Source organism: Methylocella sp. CPCC 101449 (genome assembly GCF_031921685.1).
In the GTDB taxonomy this organism is placed as follows: Bacteria; Pseudomonadota; Alphaproteobacteria; order Rhizobiales; family Beijerinckiaceae; genus Terripilifer.
This window is the reverse complement of sequence record NZ_JAPDHU010000001.1, coordinates 2,143,706-2,162,922: the sequence shown is the minus strand read 5'-3', so window position 1 is coordinate 2,162,922 and position 19,217 is coordinate 2,143,706. Positions and strand designations below refer to the sequence as shown.

The window sequence follows — 19,217 nt, the reverse complement described above, 5'->3', positions numbered from 1 at the left end:
CTTCGTTCCCGCTTTCGCTTCTGTGCGAAGCGAAACGGCATTTGCGAAGGGGGTTTTTATGACCGGCGCAATGTTAATCAACCTCATCCTGCAAATCGTAGGTGGCGTGATCGGCGGTAATGGTATTGCCGGCGCGATGAAGAATGCCAGCCTTGGCTCAACCGGCAACACCATTGCCGGCGCCATCGGCGGTTTGGCCGGTGGCAGCCTGCTGTCGTCGCTGATTCCAATGCTGGCGGGCGGAGCCGGCGGCTTCGATCTCGCTGCTGCAGCGGGTCAATTGGTCGGCGGCGGCGTCTCCGGCGCCATCGTCACGGCGGTCGTCGGCATGATCATGAACGCCACCAAGAAAGCCTGATTGCGTCCACAAGCCTCTGGGCGGCGGTGATCAGCCGCCCAGCATACCCTTAACCAAGGCACTGGCCTTCGCGAAATCGAGCTGGCCGGTGTATTTGGCTTTGAGCGCGCCCACGACCTTGCCCATGTCCTTCATCGACGTGGCACCGGTTTCGCTGATCGCCACCGCGATCGCCGCCTTGACCTCGTCCTCGCCGAGCTGTTTGGGCAGAAACTCATTGATAATGGCGATTTCCTCGCGCTCCTGGGTTTCCAGCTCCGGGCGGCCCGCCTTGGCGTAGATATCGGCCGATTCCTGCCGGCTTTTCACCATTTTCTGCAAAAGCGCCAGAATATCGTCGTCGGAGACGGTCTTGCCGGCCCCGCGCGCCTCGATGTCCTTGTCCTTCAGGGCGGCCTGGATCAGGCGCACCGTGGCCAGACGGCGCTTGTCGCCAGCCTTCATCGCCTCTTTCATGACCGTGGTGAACTGTTCGCGCATGCCCCTGCTCCTGTTTTGTGTAATCTGGCGAACTTCTCACGCGGCCGCTTCCGTTTTCGCGGCTCATGCGCTAGCGTGCGCGCCAATTCAATCCCATGTCCGCGGCCAGATCGGCGCGTCAGCGCGCCCACAGGCACGCGCGAACGGTGTAAAGCGACCATGACCAACGTTCAAGCAAAGCCGGAGACGACCGGCTGGACCAAACCTGCGCCGACCGCCCTCCTGGTGCTTGCCGACGGCACGGTGATCGAGGGCTACGGCCTGGGCGCCCCTGGCCACGCCATCGGCGAAGTCTGTTTCAACACTGCCATGACCGGCTACCAGGAAATCCTCACCGATCCGTCCTACGCCGGCCAGATCATCACCTTCACCTTCCCGCACATCGGCAACGTCGGCACCAACGAAGAGGACATCGAGACCGTCAACATGGCGGCCTCCTCGGGCGCCCGCGGCGTGATCGTCCACGCCCCGGTGACCAACCCGTCGAATTTCCGCGCCACGCGCCATCTCGACCAGTGGCTGAAGGCCCGCAACATCATCGGCCTCAGCGGCATCGACACGCGCGCGCTCACCGCGCTGATCCGCGAAAAGGGCATGCCCAACGCGGTTATCGCCTATGCGCCGGATGGCAAGTTCGATCTCGCCGCGCTGAAGAAAGAGGCGGCGGCCTGGCCGGGCATCGATGGCATGGATCTGGTGCCCGACGTCACCACCGCCCAGCGCTACGACTGGGACGAGACGACCTGGGAACTGGGCAAGGGTTACGGCCGCCAGACCGATCCGAAATATCGCGTCGTCGCCATCGATTATGGCGTCAAGCGCAACATCCTGCGCCTGCTTGCCAAAGCGGGCTGCGCCGTCACCGTCGTGCCGGCAACGACGCCGGCGGAAAACATTCTCGCCATGAAGCCCGACGGTGTCTTCCTGTCGAACGGTCCTGGCGATCCCGCCGAAACCGGCAAATATGCCGTGCCAGTGATCAAGTCGCTGCTCGATGCGAAAGTGCCGACCTTCGGCATTTGCCTCGGCCATCAGATGATGGCGCTCGCTGTCGGCGCCAAGACCGAGAAAATGCATCAGGGCCATCATGGCGCCAACCATCCGGTGATGGACTACACCACCGGCAAGGTCGAAATCGTCTCGATGAATCACGGTTTCGCCGTCGACACCAAGACGCTGCCCAAGAACGCCAAGGAAACTCATCGTTCTCTGTTCGACGGCTCGAACTGCGGCATTGCGCTCGATGACCGCCCGGCCTTCTCGGTGCAGCACCATCCGGAAGCGAGCCCCGGCCCGCAGGATTCGCACTATCTGTTCAAGCGCTTCGTCGACCTGATGCAGAAGTCGAAAAAAGCCGCTTAAATAGTCCTCCGATGGGCCGCCGCGCAGGCGGCCCGGTACAGCGGAGGAAAGCTCATGAAGGTTGGCGACGCAATCGCGGAAATCCTGAAGCGCGAAGGCGTGGATACGCTGTTCGGCTATCCGGTGAACCGCATGTTCGAATGCGCCGCTGCCGCCAAGATCAGGCCGATCACCGTGCGCCAGGAGCGCATCGGCGTGCATATGGCCGATGCGGTGGCACGCGTCACCTCGGGCAAGAAGATCGGCGTCTTCGCCATGCAGCACGGCCCCGGCACCGAGAACACGCTCGGCGCCATCGCCCAGTGCTACAGCGAATCCGTACCTGTCCTCATTCTGCCCGGCGGTTACGATCGTCGCCTCGCCCATGTCGATCCCAATTTCAGCGCGCCGAAAGGCATGCAGCACATCACCAAATCGGTGGAACAGCTCACCTCGGGCAGCGACATCAACGCCGTCTTCCGCCGCGCCTTCACGCAATTGCGCAACGGCCGTGGCGGTCCCTGCGTCGTCGAAATTCCCAAGGACGTGTGGGATGAAAGCGTGCCGGAGAATTTCGACTACAAGCCGGTGATCGCGACGCGCTACGGCCCCGACCCGGCGGCAGTGACGCAAGCCGCCGAATTGCTCGCCAACGCCAAGCGGCCGGTACTCTATGTCGGCCAGGGTGTGCATTACGCGCAGGCTTGGCCCCAGGTGCGCCAATTGGCCGAACTGCTGGCGGCCCCCGTCTGCACCTCGCTCGAAGGCAAGAGCGCCTTTCCGGAAAATCATCCGCTGGCCTTGGGTTCGGGCGGGGCCGCCGTGCCGCGCGCCGTACGCGAATTCCTCGACAATGCCGATGTCATCTTCGGTATCGGCTGTTCGTTCGGCGAAACGGCTTTCGGTGTCGCCATGCCGAAAGGCAAGACCTTCATTCACGCGACGCTCGATCCCAAACATCTAAACAAAGATGTCGAGGTCGTTTGCGGCCTCATCGGCGATGCGGCGCTGAGCCTCAACGCTCTGCTCGAAGAGCTTGCGGACCGCGTGCGTACGCCACGTGATCAGAAGGCCACGGCCACGGCGATCGCCGCCGTGCGCGATCCTTGGTTGGCGCAGTGGCGCGCCAAGCTGACCTCGAACGAAACGCCGATCACGCCCTATCGCGTCATCAACGATCTGATGAACACGGTCGACGTCGCCAATACGATCATCACCCACGACGCTGGTTCACCGCGCGATCAGCTTTCGCCCTTCTGGGTTTCGACGACGCCTTTGTCCTATCTCGGCTGGGGCAAGACCACGCAATTGGGCTATGGCCTGGGTCTCGCTATGGGCGCTAAGCTTGCGGCGCCCGACAAGCTCTGCATCAACGTCTGGGGCGATGCCGCCATCGGCTTCACCGGCATGGATTTCGAAACCGCCGCCCGCTACAAAATTCCGATCCTGTCGATCCTGTTCAACAATTTCTCGATGGCCTGCGAACTCGACATCATGCCGGTGTCGACACGCGACTATCGCGCCACCGACATCTCCGGCCATTATGCCGACTTCGCCCGCGCGCTCGGCGGCCATGGCGAACGCATCACCGATCCCGCGCAGATCATTCCGGCAATCAAGCGCGGCATCGAGAAGACGAAGGAAGGCACGCCGGTCCTGCTCGAATTCATCACCTCGCTGGAAACATCGGTATCGCGCTATCCGTTGAAAGCGACAGACCAGCGTTATTGAACACCACGCGTAAACGCCAATATCTCCCTGGTCAGCGACACGTCCGCCGTGCCGACCGCATAGATTTCGGACATGTGACTGTGATCGGCGAGCCGCACGAAGCGCGGGCATTTCTGCGGCGCGCAGAGCGTCTTGTTGGCCAGTTCCGATTGCCCGACGAAATTCGGTGGATCGAGTTCGCCATGCGCGACGAACAAGGGAAACTTCGCTTTCGCGAGATGCGACAGCGAAGACCCTTCCGCCAGGCGCGCGCGATCCTCGCCGAAATAGGCGCGCTCCGCATTGCTAATGTTTTCAGGCGTGAAGTCGTAAAGCGCCGACACCATCAGCGCAGCCGCAATCGGGCTCTCACCCTTCTCCGCTACATCGGCGACATAGCTCGCCACATGGATGGCGCCAGCCGAATGGCCCATCAGGAAAATGCGCTGCGGATCGCCGCCAGACGCGGCGATGTTCTCGCGCACCCAGCGGATCGCCGACGCAACATCGTCACGCCCCGCCGGCCAAGGATTTTGCGGCGCCAATCGATACGTCATGTTGACGCCGACGAAACCGTTCTTCACCGCCCATGTCGCCACATTGCCGTAGAAAGGCGAATTCGGCACGGTCTTGTTACCGCCAATGAAACCGCCGCCATGAACGAAGACGAGCACGGGCCGCGCACCGGCGGCGCCAGGCGCGGTGACGACGTCAAGGGTCTGGCGTGGATCGGTGCCGTATTTGAGGTCACGCTTCACCTCCATGCCGGAATAGGGATCGGTGCCTTGCAGCGGCACATAGAGCGCGGCGGTCGGTGGTGGCGCCACCACCCGGCCGATGTCTTTCAATTTGGCGGCGATGTCCTGCGGCACTTGGGCGCTGGCTTGAACCGCTGCAAACAGCAGGCACGCCGCCAACATCCACGCCGCTTTTCCTGCATTCCTCATAGCAGCCTCCCTGTTTTCCCTCGCCTTCCAGCCCCAACTGGAGAAAGACCAATTCGAACATGGTTTTGCCAAGCCGCCAACCGCTCGCGAATGGATTTGCCAAGCATTTCCTTGCGGCTCCTGGCCCCGGGCTTTATGGTGCCGGCGCTTCGGGGCACATGCAGAAACGAACGCGTACACGCGCGTTTTAGAAAGCAAGGTTGATGACAGCAGCTTCTCCGGCTTCGGCCGACCAAATCGTCAAGACGTTCTGCGCATCGGTGGATGCCGCGCGTCCGTTTGACGACCCCTATCGCCACTTCCTGATGGACGAGCTGTTTCCAGCCGGTGTCTCAGAAGCGCTGAACACCCTGCCCTTCAAGGCGCCTTCCGTGGAAGGCGTGTCCGGCAAGCGCGAATTGCACAACGACACACGCTCCTATTTCGACGACGCCAACATGGCCCGTTTCCCGGTGATGAAGGAAGTGGCGAAGGCGCTGCACAGCCAGGGCGTGACGCACGCCATCGCGCAAAAATTCGGCGCGCCAATCGACGACACTTTGCTGCGTCTCGAATATGCCCTCGACATCGACGGCTTCTGGCTGCAGCCCCACACCGATCTCGGCGTGAAGAAATTCACCTGCCTGATCTACCTGTCGCACGAAGAAGGACACGAGGATCTCGGCACCGACATCTATGTCGACGAGAAGACCCACCACAGCCGCTCGCCATTCATCCCCAATACGGCGATGGTCTTCGTGCCTGGCGACAACACCTACCACGGCTTCGTGCGCCGCCCGATCCATGGCGTGCGCAAATCGGTCATTCTCAACTATGTGACGCATGACTGGCGCGCGCGTGAACAACTGTCCTTCGCCGACCAGCCGATCCGGCTGTAAGGCTTACGGCCGGCGCGCCCGATAGCGCCGTGCCACTTCCGCCGCGATATCACCAGTCGCATCGAGCGGCGGATAGGACCAGCTTTCCAACTGCCCGGCCCAACGGCGCGCCGCGCCGTGGGCGACGAGGCCATCGATGAAGCGGGTGAACTTCGGCGACCCGCCCGATGGCTCGTAGATGTGCACCGGCACGCCGGTCGCGCAGGCTTCGCCACACATATTGGCGCTGTCGCCGGTGACGATGATCGACTGCGCCAAGGCCAGCATGGCGCGATAGGGGTTTTCGCCCGAACCGTCCCAGACGAAAACATTGTCGGCCCCGCCCACCGCCGCGCGGATGGCGGCGATCAACGCCTGCGGCGTGCGCCGTGACGGCGTCACCATCAGCCCCGCGCCAGACGCGGCGATCTCACCGGCAATCTCCGCCAGCGTGGCGATGTCTTTCGGCTCGAAGCGATGCGCGCCACTGTCACCGCCGAGAATCATGGCAACACGCGGCGTCGGCAAGGACGCCAATCGTGGATCGGGATTGTCGCGCGCATAAGCGAGAATGCCGGGCGACACCGCATGCGGGGACACTGCCGTCGTCATCACATTGGCGCCGCGCAGCTTGTCGTGCTCCGGCACCCAGATCAGATCGAACGAGCCGCGCCAGGCGCGCGGATCCTGCAGGAAAACGGTGAAGGTGCGCCCGCCCGAACGCCGCTTGATGGTGCGCAAATAAGGCACCGTGATGCGGCCGCAGGCGATGGCGATATCGACCTCGGGCACGCGGGCGAAATCGCTTGGGTCGGCGAGGCCCCAAGGCGCGGCGGCCGCGAACAAGCTGCGCGGCGCAACGCGCAAGGTCGCATAGCCAGGCACCAAGGCGCCGGCGACACCGACGGCATTGGCTTCATGGCCGGCGAGACCGGACCCGAAAACCAGCACCCGTGTCGCAGGTGACAACAGCGGCGCCTGCATGCCCGTACTCTGTCGGTGGGAGGAAGGAAAGCCGCTTAAAGCGCGGCTTTCGGATCGCAATTGGCTGATCAGCCGAATTTGATCTTCAGAATTTCGTAGCTCTTGCCACCGCCCGGCGTGTTCACCTCGACGGTGTCGCCGACCTTTTTGCCGATCAGCGCGCGGGCGATCGGCGAGGTAATCGAGACACGGCCCGACTTCACGTCGGCTTCCGGCTCGCCGACGATCTGATACTTCTTCTCTTCTTCAGTATCTTCGTCGATGAGCGTGACGGTGGCGCCAAATTTGATGGTATTGCCCGACAGCTTCGTCAGATCGATGACCTCGGCGCGCGACAGCTTGTCCTCAAGCTCGGCGATCCGGCCTTCGTTGAGCGACTGGGCTTCCTTCGCCGCGTGATATTCGGCATTTTCGGACAGATCGCCATGCGAACGCGCTTCGGCGATCTGCTGGATGATGCGCGGGCGATCCTCCTGCTGGCGGCGCTTCAGCTCCGTTTCCAGCGACTGGTAACCGACCTCGGTCATCGGAATCTTTTCCATCATGCTTCTCTTTCAATTCTCCCGCTGCGCGGGACAGACATTTCCCTAGTTGGTTCTGCCGTACCGGCCATGAGTCCGACATGAAATCATGGCAATACGATATGGCGGAGGCGTGGCCAGTTCAACGGCCACGCCACCCGCAAATCCGCTCAGTTCCGGCTTATGGGAACCTCTTGCGGGCTGAACGTCAAGCGGAACGAAAAGTTGCCTTTTCCGCCGTTACGATGCAGCCGCAGGTTCGAAATAGTCCTGCAAGGCTCGAACCTCCAGGTCGCCGCCCTTATAGGCCCTGATTCCCTGGGCGGCCGCCAAGGCGCCCGCCAGAGTTGTATAATAGGGCACTTTGTGCAGGAGCGCCGCCCGGCGCAGCGGCCGCGAATCGAGCAGCGCCTGTGCCCCTTCCGTGGTGTTGAACACCAGTTGGACGCCGCCGTTGCTGATCGCATCGACGATGTGCGGGCGCCCTTCCGAGACCTTGTTGATCCGTTGGGCAGGCACCCCACCGGCTTCCAGGAAGCGCTGGGTGCCGCTCGTCGCCAGCACTTTGAAGCCGTTGCTCGACAAGAGCTTCAGCGCATCGAGCACGCGCGGCTTGTCCGCATCCTTGACCGAGACGAACACTGTACCACTGGTCGGTACTTTGGTGCCGCCACCGAGCTGGCTCTTGGCGAAGGCAATCTCAAAATTGCGATCGAGGCCGATGACCTCACCCGTCGAGCGCATTTCCGGACCGAGCACCGTATCGACCCCGGGGAAGCGGGCGAAGGGGAACACCGCTTCCTTGACGCCGACATGCTTCAGTTCCGCCGGCTTGAGGCCGAAGGAGGCCAAAGATTCGCCCGCCATGATTCGCGAGGCGATCTTGGCGATCGGGTGCCCGACGACCTTGGCGACGAAGGGCACCGTGCGCGACGCGCGCGGATTGACTTCGAGCACGTAAATTTCGCCGTCCTTGATCGCATATTGCACGTTCATCAGCCCGCCGACCTTGAGCGCCAAGGCAAGCTTGCGGGTCTGCTCTTCGAGCAGCGCCAGGGTCTCGCGCGGCAGAGAGCGCGGCGGCAGCGAACAGGCGGAATCGCCGGAGTGAATGCCGGCTTCCTCGATATGTTCCATGATGCCGGCGATATAGACATCCTTGCCGTCACACAGGCAGTCGACGTCGACTTCCAGCGCATCCGACAGATAGCGATCGAACAGCAGCGGGTTCTTGCCCAGCACCGTGTTGATCTGGCCGGTCTTGTCGTTGGGATAACGCGCCTTCACGTCCGATGGGATCAGGCTCGGCAAGGTGCCGAGCAGATAGTCGTCGAAAGCCGCTTCGTCGCGGATGATCGCCATGGCGCGACCGCCGAGCACATAACTCGGGCGCACCACGACCGGCAGGCCGAGTTCGGTGGCGACAAGCCGCGCCTGTTCGACCGAATAGGCGATGGCATTGTTCGGCTGCTTCAACCGCAGCCGCTCGAGCAACCGCTTGAACAGGTCGCGATCCTCGGCGAGATCGATCGAGTCGACCGACGTGCCGAGAATGCTGATGCCGGCATCTTCCAGCGCATGCGACAGTTTCAGCGGCGTCTGGCCGCCGAACTGCACGATAGCGCCTTTCAAAATGCCGTTCTCGCGTTCCTTGTCCATGATCTCAAGCACGTCTTCGGCCGTCAGCGGCTCGAAATACAGCCGGTCCGACGTGTCATAGTCGGTCGACACCGTCTCCGGATTGCAATTGATCATGATGGTTTCGTAGCCGACATCCGACAGCGCGAAACAGGCGTGCACGCAGCAATAGTCGAATTCGATGCCCTGGCCGATGCGGTTGGGACCGCCACCCAAAATGACGACCTTTTCCTTGTCGGACGGACGCGCCTCGCAGGCCGGCTGGCCGGCGAACGGCGTCTCGTAGGTCGAGTACATATAGGCGGTGGGGGAAGCGAATTCCGCCGCGCAGGTGTCGATGCGCTTATAGACCGGGCGCACGCCGAGACCGTGGCGCAGCTTGCGCACGTCTTCCTCGTGGCCGTTGGTCAGCGACGCCAGACGCAGATCGGAGAAGCCGGCTGCCTTCAGCATGCGTAGATTATCGGCGTCCTGCGGCAAGCCGTGGGCGGCGACGCGCTTTTCCAGCGCGATGATTTCGGCCAGCCGTTCCAGGAACCAGCGGTCGATCCGGCAGGCGTCATAGATGTCTTCGACGGACATGCCCATGCGCAGTGCCTGTCCCACGACGAGCAGGCGATCGGGCGTCGGCGTGCCGAGCGCCCGGCGCAGCACATTCATGTCATCGCCACGGCCGATGCCGTCGATCTCGATCGGGTCGAGACCGGACAGACCCGTTTCCAGCGAACGCAGCGCCTTCTGCAGCGATTCGGCGAAGGTACGGCCGATGGCCATGGCCTCGCCGACCGATTTCATCGCCGTCGTCAGATAGGGCTCGGCGCCGGGGAATTTCTCGAAGGCGAAGCGCGGAATTTTGGTGACGACATAGTCGATGGTCGGCTCGAACGACGCGGGCGTGGCGCCGCCGGTGATGTCGTTGGCGATCTCGTCGAGCGTATAGCCGACGGCGAGTTTGGCCGCGACCTTGGCGATCGGAAAGCCCGTCGCCTTGGAGGCGAGCGCCGAGGACCGCGACACGCGCGGGTTCATCTCGATGACGATCATGCGGCCGTTTTCGGGATTGACCGCGAACTGCACGTTCGAGCCGCCGGTTTCGACGCCGATCTCGCGCAGCACCGCGATCGAGGCATCGCGCATGATCTGATATTCTTTGTCGGTCAGGGTCAGCGCCGGCGCGACAGTGATCGAATCGCCCGTATGCACGCCCATCGGATCGAGATTTTCGATGGAGCAGATGATGATGCAGTTGTCCGCTTTGTCGCGGACCACTTCCATCTCATATTCCTTCCAGCCGAGAACGCTTTCCTCGATCAGCACTTCCGTCGTCGGCGAAGCATCGAGACCGCCCTGCACGATGTCGATATATTCGGCCCGGTCATAGGCGATGCCGCCACCGGTGCCGCCCATCGTGAACGATGGCCGGATGATCGCCGGCAGACCGACATCGTCGATCGCTTCCAACGCTTCCTGCAGGCCTTTCGACACATAGCGGCGCTTGCGCTCGGCATTTTTCGACTGCCACTCGCGCGCGAAAGCTTCGACCGCCCGCTGCCGCTCGGTCGGATCGCTATGCTGGGCGGCCACCGCCGCCTGCTGGCGATTGAATTCGTCCTTGTCGGCCTTCTTGAGATCGGAGGCATTGGCGAGCCGCGAGCGCGGCGTGTCCAGGCCGATCTTGGTCATCGCCTCGCGGAACAATTGCCGGTCTTCGGCCTTGTCGATGGCCTCAGCCGTCGCGCCGATCATTTCGACACCGAAAGTATCGAGCACGCCCATCTGCTTCAGCGACAGGGCGCAATTCAGCGCCGTCTGGCCGCCCATGGTCGGCAGCAAAGCAAAACCCTTGGAGCGGTCGCCGCGCTCCTTCTCGATGATCTTGGCGACGATCTCCGGCGTGATCGGCTCGACATAGGTGCGGTCGGCCATGTCCGGATCGGTCATGATCGTCGCCGGGTTGGAATTGACCAGGACGATTCGATAGCCTTCCTCGCGCAGCGCCTTGCAGGCCTGGGTGCCCGAATAGTCGAATTCGCAAGCCTGACCGATGATGATCGGCCCGGCGCCGATGATCATGATCGTTTCAATATCCTGGCGCTTCGGCATGTCCGTCCGTCTGGCTCCCGCGCGCCGGCCTCGGCGCACTGGGTGGCCCCTGGGGGCCAAATCTGCACACACAAAAAAAGGCCGCGCTATCGGCCAAATGACCGGAGCGCGTCCTCGCGAAATCCCGCTATGGGCGTGAACCCTGATGGGGCTTCGAGCAGGGCCGCCCGGCTCGAAAGTGGCGGTTGATTAGCCCAATATCGGCGCCGGGGGAAGCCTTGCGAGGCGTTTTGCCACGGAAAGGTGGTGGTTCTTTCCCCGCCTGGCAACCCTTTGGCCAGCCTGGCGGGGTCTGACGGGGTTTCGCCGGCCTTTGGACCGTGTTAGGCGACCTTTTTTGCCCCTTCCGCGTCCCGGTGACGCCCCTAGCCAAGGCTGGCCTTTCGACATGATCCCCCGCTATTCGCGCCCCGAAATGGTAAAAATCTGGGACCCGCAGACCCGGTTCCGCATCTGGTTTGAGATCGAGGCCCACGCCTGCGACGCCCTCGCCGACCTCGGCGTCATCCCCAAGGAGAGCGCCAAGGCGATCTGGGACCGGGCCGGCAACGTCACCTTCGACGTCGCCCGGATCGACGAAATCGAGCGGGTGACCAAGCACGACGTCATCGCCTTCCTCACCCATCTGGCCGAATTCATCGGCCCTGATTCGCGCTTCGTCCACCAGGGCATGACCTCGTCCGACGTGCTCGACACCTGCCTGAACGTCCAGCTCGTGCGATCAGCCGACCTGCTGATCGCCGACGTCGACGCCCTGCTCGCCGCGATCAAGAAGCGCGCCTTCGAGCACAAGATGACGCCGACCATCGGCCGCTCGCACGGCATCCATGCCGAACCGGTAACCTTCGGCCTGAAACTGGCCCAGGCCTATGCGGAATTCTCCCGCTGCCGCGAGCGTCTCGTCGCCGCCCGCAAGGAAGTCGCCACCTGCGCCATTTCCGGCGCCGTCGGCACCTTCGCCAACATCGACCCGCGCGTCGAAGAACATGTCGCCGCCAAAATGGGCCTCGTCCCCGAGCCGGTGTCGACCCAGGTGATCCCGCGCGACCGGCACGCCATGTTCTTCGCCACGCTCGGCGTCGTCGCCTCCTGCATCGAGCGGCTGGCGATCGAGATCCGCCATATGCAGCGCACCGAAGTGCTGGAAGCCGAGGAATTCTTCTCCGAGGGCCAGAAGGGCTCTTCGGCCATGCCACACAAGCGCAATCCGGTGCTCACCGAAAACCTCACCGGCCTGGCCCGGCTGGTGCGCGGCATGGTCACCCCGGCGCTGGAAAACGTCGCGCTGTGGCACGAGCGCGATATTTCGCATTCCTCGGTCGAGCGAATGATCGGCCCGGACGCCACGGTGACGCTCGACTTTGCCTTGGCGCGTCTCACCGGCGTGGTCGACAAGCTGATCGTCTATCCGCAGAACATGCAGAAGAACCTCGACCGTCTCGGCGGCCTGATCCATTCGCAGCGCGTACTGCTGGCGCTGACCCAGAAGGGCGTGTCGCGCGAGGATGCCTATGCCTATGTCCAGCGCAACGCCATGCCGGTGTGGCGCGGCGAGGGCGATTTCCTCACCCTGCTCAAGGCCGATAAGGACGTGGCGGCGAAGCTGAGCGCCAAGGAGCTCGAGGACCTGTTCGACCTCGGCTACCACCTCAAGCACGTCGACACGATCTTCAAACGCGTGTTCGGCACCGCTTAAAAGAGAGAAGCTGCTGGCGGCTTAGCCGCCAGCGACAGCCTTCGTCGCCTTCTGATAAGCCCAACTGAACGCCACCAGGATCAGCGCACCCGAAGCCACCGGCATCAGCACGAAGGTCCAGGGCGGGTGCGCCACCACCATCAGCAAGGCATTGATGCCGGCCGGCGGATGCATCGTATCCGTCGCCAGCATGGCGGCGATGGCAAGCCCCACCGCCAGCGCGGCAAACCAGGCATTCTGGCCGCACAGTTTCACCACCAGCAGTCCGCACAGAGCCGAAATCACATGGCCGCCGAAAATATTGAGCGGCTTGGCGAAAGGCGTTTCGGGCGCCGACATGACCAACACGATGGACGTGGTGAACGGCACCAGCGCCAGCTCCAGCCCGACCTCATGACCGAGGAGGATCATGATCAGAATGCCAAGCCCGCCACCAACCGCCGCCACCAAGATCTTGCGCATCACCGGACAATCCCATCACCACGACCGATGGAGCGGCCATAACACCTCATACAAGAAGCGGGCCTGGTCGGTCACCACGGTTATGGTTGACCCGCGGCCATCAGGTGCCCAGATATAGGCCCATGAAAGTCTCCGATCTCGATATCCTGATCGCCCCCGGCCACGGCGGCGGCAGCCCCGACCACTGGTATGCGCGTTGGGTGGACAAACTCTCCACAGCGCGGCGCATCGAACAGGCCGATTGGAACGAGCCCAATTATGACGATTGGATCGCCCAGATCGCAGACCATGCGCGTAAGACCGAGCGGCCCATCGTTCTGGTCGGCCATTCGCTTGGCGCGCTGTCCATCGTCCACGCCGCGCCTCTGCTTGCGGATATGGGCGCGCGCGCGGCCTTTCTCGTCGCGCCGCCGTCGCAGCGCGTCCTCGCCACCATTCCCGAGATCGATCCCCGTTTCAGCGACATTCCCTCCACGCCACTGCCCTTTCCTTCCGTCCTCGTCGCCAGCCGCGACGATCCCTACGCAACCTATGAGGAAAGCGAAGCGATGGCGCGCGACTGGGGCTCAACCATCGCCGATGCGGGCAATGCCGGACACATCAACAACGAATCCGGCCATGGCCCCTGGCCCGAGGGCCTGATGCGGTTTGCCGGCTTTCTGAAGACTCTCTAAGCTCTCCCCCAACGATAAAGTTGGGAGGAAACCATGCGTCTTCACGGCGGAGCCATGCTTTTGGCTGCGATGACGGCAACAGCGGCGCAAGCCGATCCCATTGCCGATTTCTATCGCGGCAACACCATCCGCATCATCAATTGGGCATCGGCGGGCGGCGAATACGACATTCACGGCAAACTGGTGAGCAGATTCCTGGGCCGCCATCTGCCCGGCCAGCCCACCGTGCTGCATCAGACGATGACCGGCGGCGGCGGTCTCGTCGCCGCCAACTATCTCTACAATGTCGCGCCGAAGGACGGCACGACGCTCGGCATCATGGTGTCGAGCCTGCCGCTCTCGCAGGTACTGGGCGATGCCGCAGTGCGTTTCGATGCCGGCCGCTTCCATTGGATCGGCACGATCGCGCCGACGCAGGAATGTCTCGTCGCCTGGCACACCACCGGCGTCAAAACCTGGGACGAGATGACGAAGCGCGAATTTGTTCTCGGCGCCAGCGGTGCGGGATCGCCAAGCGTCATGGTGCCGACGGTGATGAACGCGCTGCTCGGCACGAGGATCAAGATCGTACCCGGCTATCCCGGTGGCGCGCAGATCAATCTCGCGATGGAACGCGGCGAATCCATGGGCCGCTGGAATACGCTGTCATCTTGGAAGGTGACCAATCCCAATTGGATCGCCAATAAGAACATCGTCTTCCTCGTGCAGTCGGCGCTGAAGACATCCCACGGCGTGACCGATGCCCCACTGCTCACCGATCTCGCTCGCAATGACGATGATCGCAGGATTTTCGCTTTGCTTGCCACCGGCTCCGAACTAGGCCGTCCCCTCGTCGGTTCGCCCGGCATTCCACCTGAACGGCTGGCGGCTTTGATCAACGCCTATCGCGCGCTTTTCAAGGACGAGGACTTCCGCCACGAAGCCCAGAACCTCAAGATCGAAATCGATCCGATCATCGGCCAAGACCTGCAAGCCATCGTGACATCGGCGCTCGCCACACCCAAGCCCTTGGCCGAACGATTGAAAAAGCTGGTCGAATAAAGCTGGAGCGTCGCCAACCGAATCATTCAACATCGCTTGAACGACGCCTGTGCGTCCTGGACGGGCCACAGCCGCCTGCTTATCTTGAGGGGATCAAGCGAGGAAACATGATCGTCCTGTCACGCCGCATTCTCATCGCCACGGCCGCCTGCGGCCTCCTCGCCAGCGTCATGCCCGCCTGGGCGACGGAGCGTCAGCCTTATACGGAAGCGGCTTTTCTCGCCGCCCAGAAAGCCGGGCGGTCGATCGTCGTCGAAGTCCATGCGCCCTGGTGCCCGATCTGCGCCAAGCAGAAGGTCGTCATGGAGCAATTGGAGAAGAAGCCCGAGTTCGACAAACTGCTGATCTTCGCCGTCGACTTCGACACGCAGAAAGACGTGCTGAAGAAATTCCGCGTCACCCGCCAATCGACCTATATCAGCTTCACCGGCACGGATGAGATGCAGCGCTCCACCGGCATCACCGATCCGATGTCGTTGGAGGCCCTGCTCCAGACCGCGCTCTGAACGAGGAGGCCGCGTGACCACGCTCGCGCTTGCCTTCATCGCTGGCCTGCTGACGCTTCTCTCCCCTTGCGTGCTGCCGTTGCTGCCGGTCGTGCTCGGTGCCGCCACATCGCAACATCGATGGGGACCGCTGGCGCTCGCCGCCGGGCTGGCCCTGTCCTTCACCGTGCTCGGATTGTTCGTCGCGCTGTTCGGCTTCGCTCTCGACATCGACGCCGAATTCTTCCGCAAGGTCGCTGCTGTTTTGCTCATCGTCATCGGCCTCGTCTTGATGCTGCCGGCAGCGCAGATGCGGCTCGCCACCGCCGCAGGCCCCATCTCTACCTGGGCAGAGAACCGCTTTGGCAATTTTTCGACGTCGGGCCTCGGCGGTCAGTTCGGCGTCGGCCTGCTGCTCGGCGCGGTCTGGTCGCCTTGTGTCGGCCCGACGCTCGGTGCCGCCAGCATTCTCGCCGCGCGCGGCGAAAATCTCGGCATGGTGACGCTGACCATGATCGTGTTTGGAATCGGCGCCGCCCTGCCGCTCGCCCTGCTCGGCTTTGTCTCGCGCCCGTCACTGCTCGCCTGGCGCGATCGCCTGCGCGGCAGCGGCACTGCCCTCAAGATCGGTTTCGGCCTGCTGCTGGTTGCAGCGGGTCTCGCCGTCTTGACCGGCCTCGACAAACGCATCGAGACTTTCCTGGTGAATGTCTCGCCGCAATGGCTCACCGATCTGACGACACGCTTTTAAACGCTCGCTTGAATGTGGTCGCGCACCTTGGGATAGATGCGATTGTCCCAGCGCTTGCCATTGAACACGCCATAGTGCCCGGCGCCCGGCTCCATATGGTGCGATTTCATATAGGGCCGCAGGCCGGAACAGAGATCATGCGCCGCTAAAGTCTGGCCGATGGCGCAGATGTCGTCGCGCTCGCCTTCGACGGTGAGCAGGAAGGTGCGCTTGATCGCTCTCGGCTCGATGAGGCGGCCGCGATAGGTGAGCTGGCCTTGCGCCAGCGCCGCATCCTGAAACACGCTCTTGATCGTCTGCAAATAGAACTCGCCGCTCAAATCCATGATGGCGAAATATTCCTTGTAGAAATCGCGGATCGTATCGGCCTTCTCGAACTCGCCTTCGAGACGATGCTTGAACAGATCGGCGAAGGATTTCGCGTGCCGTTCGAGATTCATGCTCATGAAGGCGGCGAGTTGCAAAAAGCCAGGATAGACCAGGCGGCCGCTGCCCTTGAGCGTGCCCGGCACGATGCCGACGAGCTTGTCGCGAAACCATTCCAACGGATGGTCGGTCGCCAGTTTGTTGACCACGGTCGGCGAAATGCGCGTGTCGATCGGCCCGGCCATCAAGGTCAGGCTCGCCGGCTGATCGGGATCCTTATCCTGCGCCATCAAGGCGACGGCAGCGAGCGTCGGCACCGTCGGCTGGCAGACCGCCATCACATGCGATTGCGGGCCGAGGAATTTGATGAAGCGGATCACATGATCGATGAAATCGTCGAGGTCGAACGGCCCTGCCGACACAGGGATATCGCGTACGTTCTTCCAATCCGAAATATAGACCTGGTAATCCTTCAGCAGCGTGCGCACCGTGCCGCGCAGCAATGTCGCGAAATGGCCGGACATCGGCGCCAGCAGCAAGACTTTCGGCGCGTCCTCGCCGCCCTTGCGGGTGAAGCGCAGCAGCGAGCAGAACGGCGTGTCGAGCACGACCGTTTCGGTGACCATCTTCGTCTCGCCCCGGACGTCGACCGTCTTGATCCCATAGTCGGGGCGCGTATGGGTGAAGCCGGCCAAGGTCACCAGTTCGTAATAGGCGGCCATGCGCTTGATCGGCGAAGCCGTCGCATTGCTGCCCCAGGCGGTGAGGATGCGCTCGGCATTCGCCGCCAGCATCCGGACCGGATCGGTGAGATCGGCGTAGGCTTGATAATATTGATACATCGCCACGGCACCCGGTTATGCCGAGACCGAAGCAAGGCATATGCCATGGCATAGCGATTGCATTGATATTGCAAATGATCGCGGCCCAACAGGCGGGGAGCATGGCGCGTACCACCATTACCTTAAGCAGTCGGAATTACTCATCCTGGTCCTTGCGCGGCTGGCTGATGGCCAAACAGTCGGGCGTACCGTTCACGGAAATCATGCTGGCGCCTGACGATCTCGATGCCCGCGCCGAGATTTTGCTGCTCTCGCCGTCGATCCTGGTGCCCTGTCTGGAATATGAGGGCATCAAGATCTGGGACACGTTGGCGATTGGTGAATTTCTCAACGAGATCGCCCCAAATGCGGGCCTTCTGCCCAAAGATCGGGCGAAGCGTGCCCATTGCCGCTCCATCTCCGGCGAAATGCACTCCGGCTTCAGCGCGCTGCGCTCCGCCCTGCCGATGAATTTGCGGGCACGTTTCCCCAATTTCAAAGTCTGGTCGAAAGCCGATGCCGATATCGCGCGCATCGCCACCATCTGGAACGAATGCCTGCGCGCCTATGGCGGCCCGTTTCTGTTCGGCGAGTTTTCCATAGCGGACGCCATGTATGCGCCCGTCGCCACCCGTTTCGTCACCTATGACGTCAAGCTGGACGCCACCTGCGCCGGCTATCGCGACCGCATTCTCGCCTGGCCGGCGATGCAGGAATGGACCGACGCCGCCCTGGAGGAACCGGAGGAAATCGAGGAACTCGAAGTCGAATTTTAAAAAAGCGCGAAGGGAGATCCCGGGGCCAAGGCAAGCGACGAAGGTCAGCCGTGTTTGAAGCGTGGCGAAAGGAGCATGCCATGTTGGACAAGCCCACTACCGAGCCTGACACCACTTCCGCCTCTGCGACGGAATTCTCCCACACCAAGCCCGCCGACACGCAATGGCGCGGCGAAGGCCTGCGCGACTTCTTTCTCTATAAGGACCTTGGCATCGCCAAGGCGACCAATGGCAAGGTCATCGCCCATCTGGTGAAGGCCAATCTGCCGCCGGAGAAAGGCACCGGCTGGCACATTCACGTCGCCGATTTTCAGATCGTGCTGATGACCAAGGGCTGGGCGAAATTCATGTACGAGGACAAGATCACCCTCGTCGAAGCCGGCGACTGCGTCCACCAGCGCCCGGGCATCGTGCATTATCTCTACGATTACTCGCCCGACATGGAATATCTCGAAATCGTCGGTCCAGCCGATTTCGGCAGTATCGATGTCGAGGAAGGTCCGGCCGAAGTGCCGGCACCGACGCCTTGGAAGTGAACTCGATAGTACGCTGCGGCCTTTGTGTCATCCCGGACGCGCTGAAAGCGCGATCCGGGATCCAGAGCAAACGCTTGAATCTTGAAAGCCTCTACGCCGTGGCTCTCTATCCCACATGTTTTACCGCACGCCCCTGGATCCCGGATCACGCTGCGCGTGTCCGGGATGACACCTAGGCTTCGGTCTCTTCTCACCCATGCGCCTCAAGCGGCTTGCCGTCGACGGTTGGCGACTTGGCGGAGACCAGAACGAAGGCGATGATGCAGGGCTCTGATCCGCGATTAACCCAGTTGTGGACCGTGGCGCGCTGAACGAGCGTGTCGCCTGCCCGCAGATGCACCGTCTCGCCGTCAAGCTCCATGTCGATCTCGCCCGACAGCACGACCGCATAGTCGATGGAATCGGTGCGATGGCGACGCGGCACGACACCGGGATCGTAGCGGATGATGCGAAACACCGTTCCGTTCTCTTCCGTCGTACTGATGACCCGCAATGTGGGATCGGTCTCATCATCGCTGCTGATCGGCCAGGCGTTCGTCGACCAGATGACGTAGGAGGTCGCACCAGGGCGATTGTTCCTGATGTTCGTCGAGATTTCATCGATCTTGACGACGGCGCGCCCGGCCTTGTCGTGCCCGGTAACGACACGTCTCAGATTCATAGTCATCGA

Annotated in this window: 19 protein-coding genes; 11 read left to right on the top strand and 8 right to left on the bottom strand. The window is 62.4% G+C overall.

Going from position 1 to position 19,217, the window contains the following annotated elements; genetic code table 11:
* The first annotated feature begins 58 nt into the window (after positions 1-58).
* Positions 59-358: a hypothetical protein gene (locus OIM99_RS10025; RefSeq protein WP_311850197.1), complete on the top strand. Its 300-nt coding sequence runs from the start codon at positions 59-61 to the stop codon at positions 356-358.
* Positions 359-388: 30 nt separating this feature from the next.
* Here OIM99_RS10025 and OIM99_RS10020 read toward each other — a convergent pair whose 3' ends face one another.
* Positions 389-838 carry a GatB/YqeY domain-containing protein gene (locus OIM99_RS10020; protein WP_311850196.1) on the bottom strand — a complete coding sequence of 150 codons (450 nt, stop codon included), beginning with the start codon at positions 836-838 and terminating at the stop codon, positions 389-391.
* A 159-nt stretch (positions 839-997) separates the two neighbouring features.
* Between OIM99_RS10020 and carA the strand changes: the two genes are divergently transcribed.
* Together carA and OIM99_RS10010 are read left to right on the top strand one after the other, a co-directional pair.
* Entirely contained in the window at positions 998-2,200 is a 1,203-nt protein-coding gene (carA, locus tag OIM99_RS10015; RefSeq protein ID WP_311850195.1) for a glutamine-hydrolyzing carbamoyl-phosphate synthase small subunit, read from the top strand.
* Between the two features lie 54 nt (positions 2,201-2,254).
* Entirely contained in the window at positions 2,255-3,910 is a 1,656-nt protein-coding gene (locus OIM99_RS10010; RefSeq protein WP_311850194.1) for a thiamine pyrophosphate-requiring protein, read from the top strand.
* On the opposite strand, the gene OIM99_RS10005 is transcribed toward OIM99_RS10010, so the two are convergent.
* Positions 3,904-4,836, bottom strand: coding sequence for an alpha/beta hydrolase (locus tag OIM99_RS10005; protein ID WP_311850193.1), 933 nt, complete (start codon positions 4,834-4,836; stop codon positions 3,904-3,906). The genes OIM99_RS10010 and OIM99_RS10005 overlap by 7 nt on opposite strands.
* A 203-nt stretch (positions 4,837-5,039) precedes the next feature.
* Between OIM99_RS10005 and OIM99_RS10000 the strand changes: the two genes are divergently transcribed.
* Positions 5,040-5,714 (top strand): 2OG-Fe(II) oxygenase, encoded by a 675-nt coding sequence (locus OIM99_RS10000; RefSeq protein WP_311850192.1) that lies wholly within the window; start codon positions 5,040-5,042, stop codon positions 5,712-5,714.
* Positions 5,715-5,717: 3 nt separating this feature from the next.
* Here OIM99_RS10000 and OIM99_RS09995 read toward each other — a convergent pair whose 3' ends face one another.
* From OIM99_RS09995 to carB, 3 genes are all read right to left on the bottom strand, one after another.
* Positions 5,718-6,677, bottom strand: a complete 960-nt coding sequence (locus OIM99_RS09995; RefSeq protein ID WP_311850191.1) for a mitochondrial fission ELM1 family protein — start codon at positions 6,675-6,677, stop codon at positions 5,718-5,720.
* 68 nt (positions 6,678-6,745) lie between these two features.
* Positions 6,746-7,219: a transcription elongation factor GreA gene (gene greA, locus OIM99_RS09990; RefSeq protein ID WP_311850190.1), complete on the bottom strand. Its 474-nt coding sequence runs from the start codon at positions 7,217-7,219 to the stop codon at positions 6,746-6,748.
* Between the two features lie 219 nt (positions 7,220-7,438).
* Positions 7,439-10,939 (bottom strand): carbamoyl-phosphate synthase large subunit, encoded by a 3,501-nt coding sequence (carB, locus tag OIM99_RS09985; protein WP_311850189.1) that lies wholly within the window; start codon positions 10,937-10,939, stop codon positions 7,439-7,441.
* A gap of 388 nt (positions 10,940-11,327) precedes the next feature.
* Here carB and purB point away from each other — a divergent pair, with 388 nt between their 5' ends.
* On the top strand, positions 11,328-12,635 hold the full coding sequence (gene purB / locus OIM99_RS09980; protein WP_311850188.1) for an adenylosuccinate lyase: 1,308 nt from the start codon (positions 11,328-11,330) through the stop codon (positions 12,633-12,635).
* Positions 12,636-12,656: 21 nt separating this feature from the next.
* Here the strand turns inward: purB and OIM99_RS09975 are convergent, their stop codons facing one another.
* Positions 12,657-13,097, bottom strand: a complete 441-nt coding sequence (locus OIM99_RS09975; protein ID WP_311850187.1) for an HPP family protein — start codon at positions 13,095-13,097, stop codon at positions 12,657-12,659.
* A 122-nt stretch (positions 13,098-13,219) separates the two neighbouring features.
* Between OIM99_RS09975 and OIM99_RS09970 the strand changes: the two genes are divergently transcribed.
* From OIM99_RS09970 to OIM99_RS09955, 4 genes are all read left to right on the top strand, one after another.
* Positions 13,220-13,771: an alpha/beta fold hydrolase gene (locus OIM99_RS09970; protein ID WP_311850186.1), complete on the top strand. Its 552-nt coding sequence runs from the start codon at positions 13,220-13,222 to the stop codon at positions 13,769-13,771.
* 33 nt (positions 13,772-13,804) lie between these two features.
* Positions 13,805-14,812 carry a hypothetical protein gene (locus tag OIM99_RS09965; RefSeq protein ID WP_311850185.1) on the top strand — a complete coding sequence of 336 codons (1,008 nt, stop codon included), beginning with the start codon at positions 13,805-13,807 and terminating at the stop codon, positions 14,810-14,812.
* Between the two features lie 107 nt (positions 14,813-14,919).
* Positions 14,920-15,318, top strand: coding sequence for a thioredoxin family protein (locus OIM99_RS09960; protein WP_311850184.1), 399 nt, complete (start codon positions 14,920-14,922; stop codon positions 15,316-15,318).
* A gap of 13 nt (positions 15,319-15,331) precedes the next feature.
* Positions 15,332-16,048 carry a cytochrome c biogenesis CcdA family protein gene (locus OIM99_RS09955; RefSeq protein ID WP_311850183.1) on the top strand — a complete coding sequence of 239 codons (717 nt, stop codon included), beginning with the start codon at positions 15,332-15,334 and terminating at the stop codon, positions 16,046-16,048.
* Here OIM99_RS09955 and OIM99_RS09950 read toward each other — a convergent pair.
* Positions 16,045-17,256, bottom strand: a complete 1,212-nt coding sequence (locus tag OIM99_RS09950) for a polyhydroxyalkanoate depolymerase (protein WP_311850182.1) — start codon at positions 17,254-17,256, stop codon at positions 16,045-16,047. The two genes, OIM99_RS09955 and OIM99_RS09950, sit on opposite strands and share 4 nt — an antisense overlap.
* A 101-nt stretch (positions 17,257-17,357) precedes the next feature.
* Here OIM99_RS09950 and OIM99_RS09945 point away from each other — a divergent pair, with 101 nt between their 5' ends.
* Together OIM99_RS09945 and OIM99_RS09940 are read left to right on the top strand one after the other, a co-directional pair.
* A complete protein-coding gene (locus tag OIM99_RS09945) occupies positions 17,358-18,011 on the top strand; it encodes a glutathione S-transferase family protein (RefSeq protein ID WP_311850181.1) in 654 nt (217 codons plus the stop codon).
* 80 nt (positions 18,012-18,091) lie between these two features.
* Positions 18,092-18,547: a cupin domain-containing protein gene (locus tag OIM99_RS09940; protein WP_311850180.1), complete on the top strand. Its 456-nt coding sequence runs from the start codon at positions 18,092-18,094 to the stop codon at positions 18,545-18,547.
* A gap of 190 nt (positions 18,548-18,737) precedes the next feature.
* Here OIM99_RS09940 and OIM99_RS09935 read toward each other — a convergent pair whose 3' ends face one another.
* Entirely contained in the window at positions 18,738-19,208 is a 471-nt protein-coding gene (locus OIM99_RS09935; protein ID WP_311850179.1) for a cupin domain-containing protein, read from the bottom strand.
* Positions 19,209-19,217: the final 9 nt, after the last annotated feature.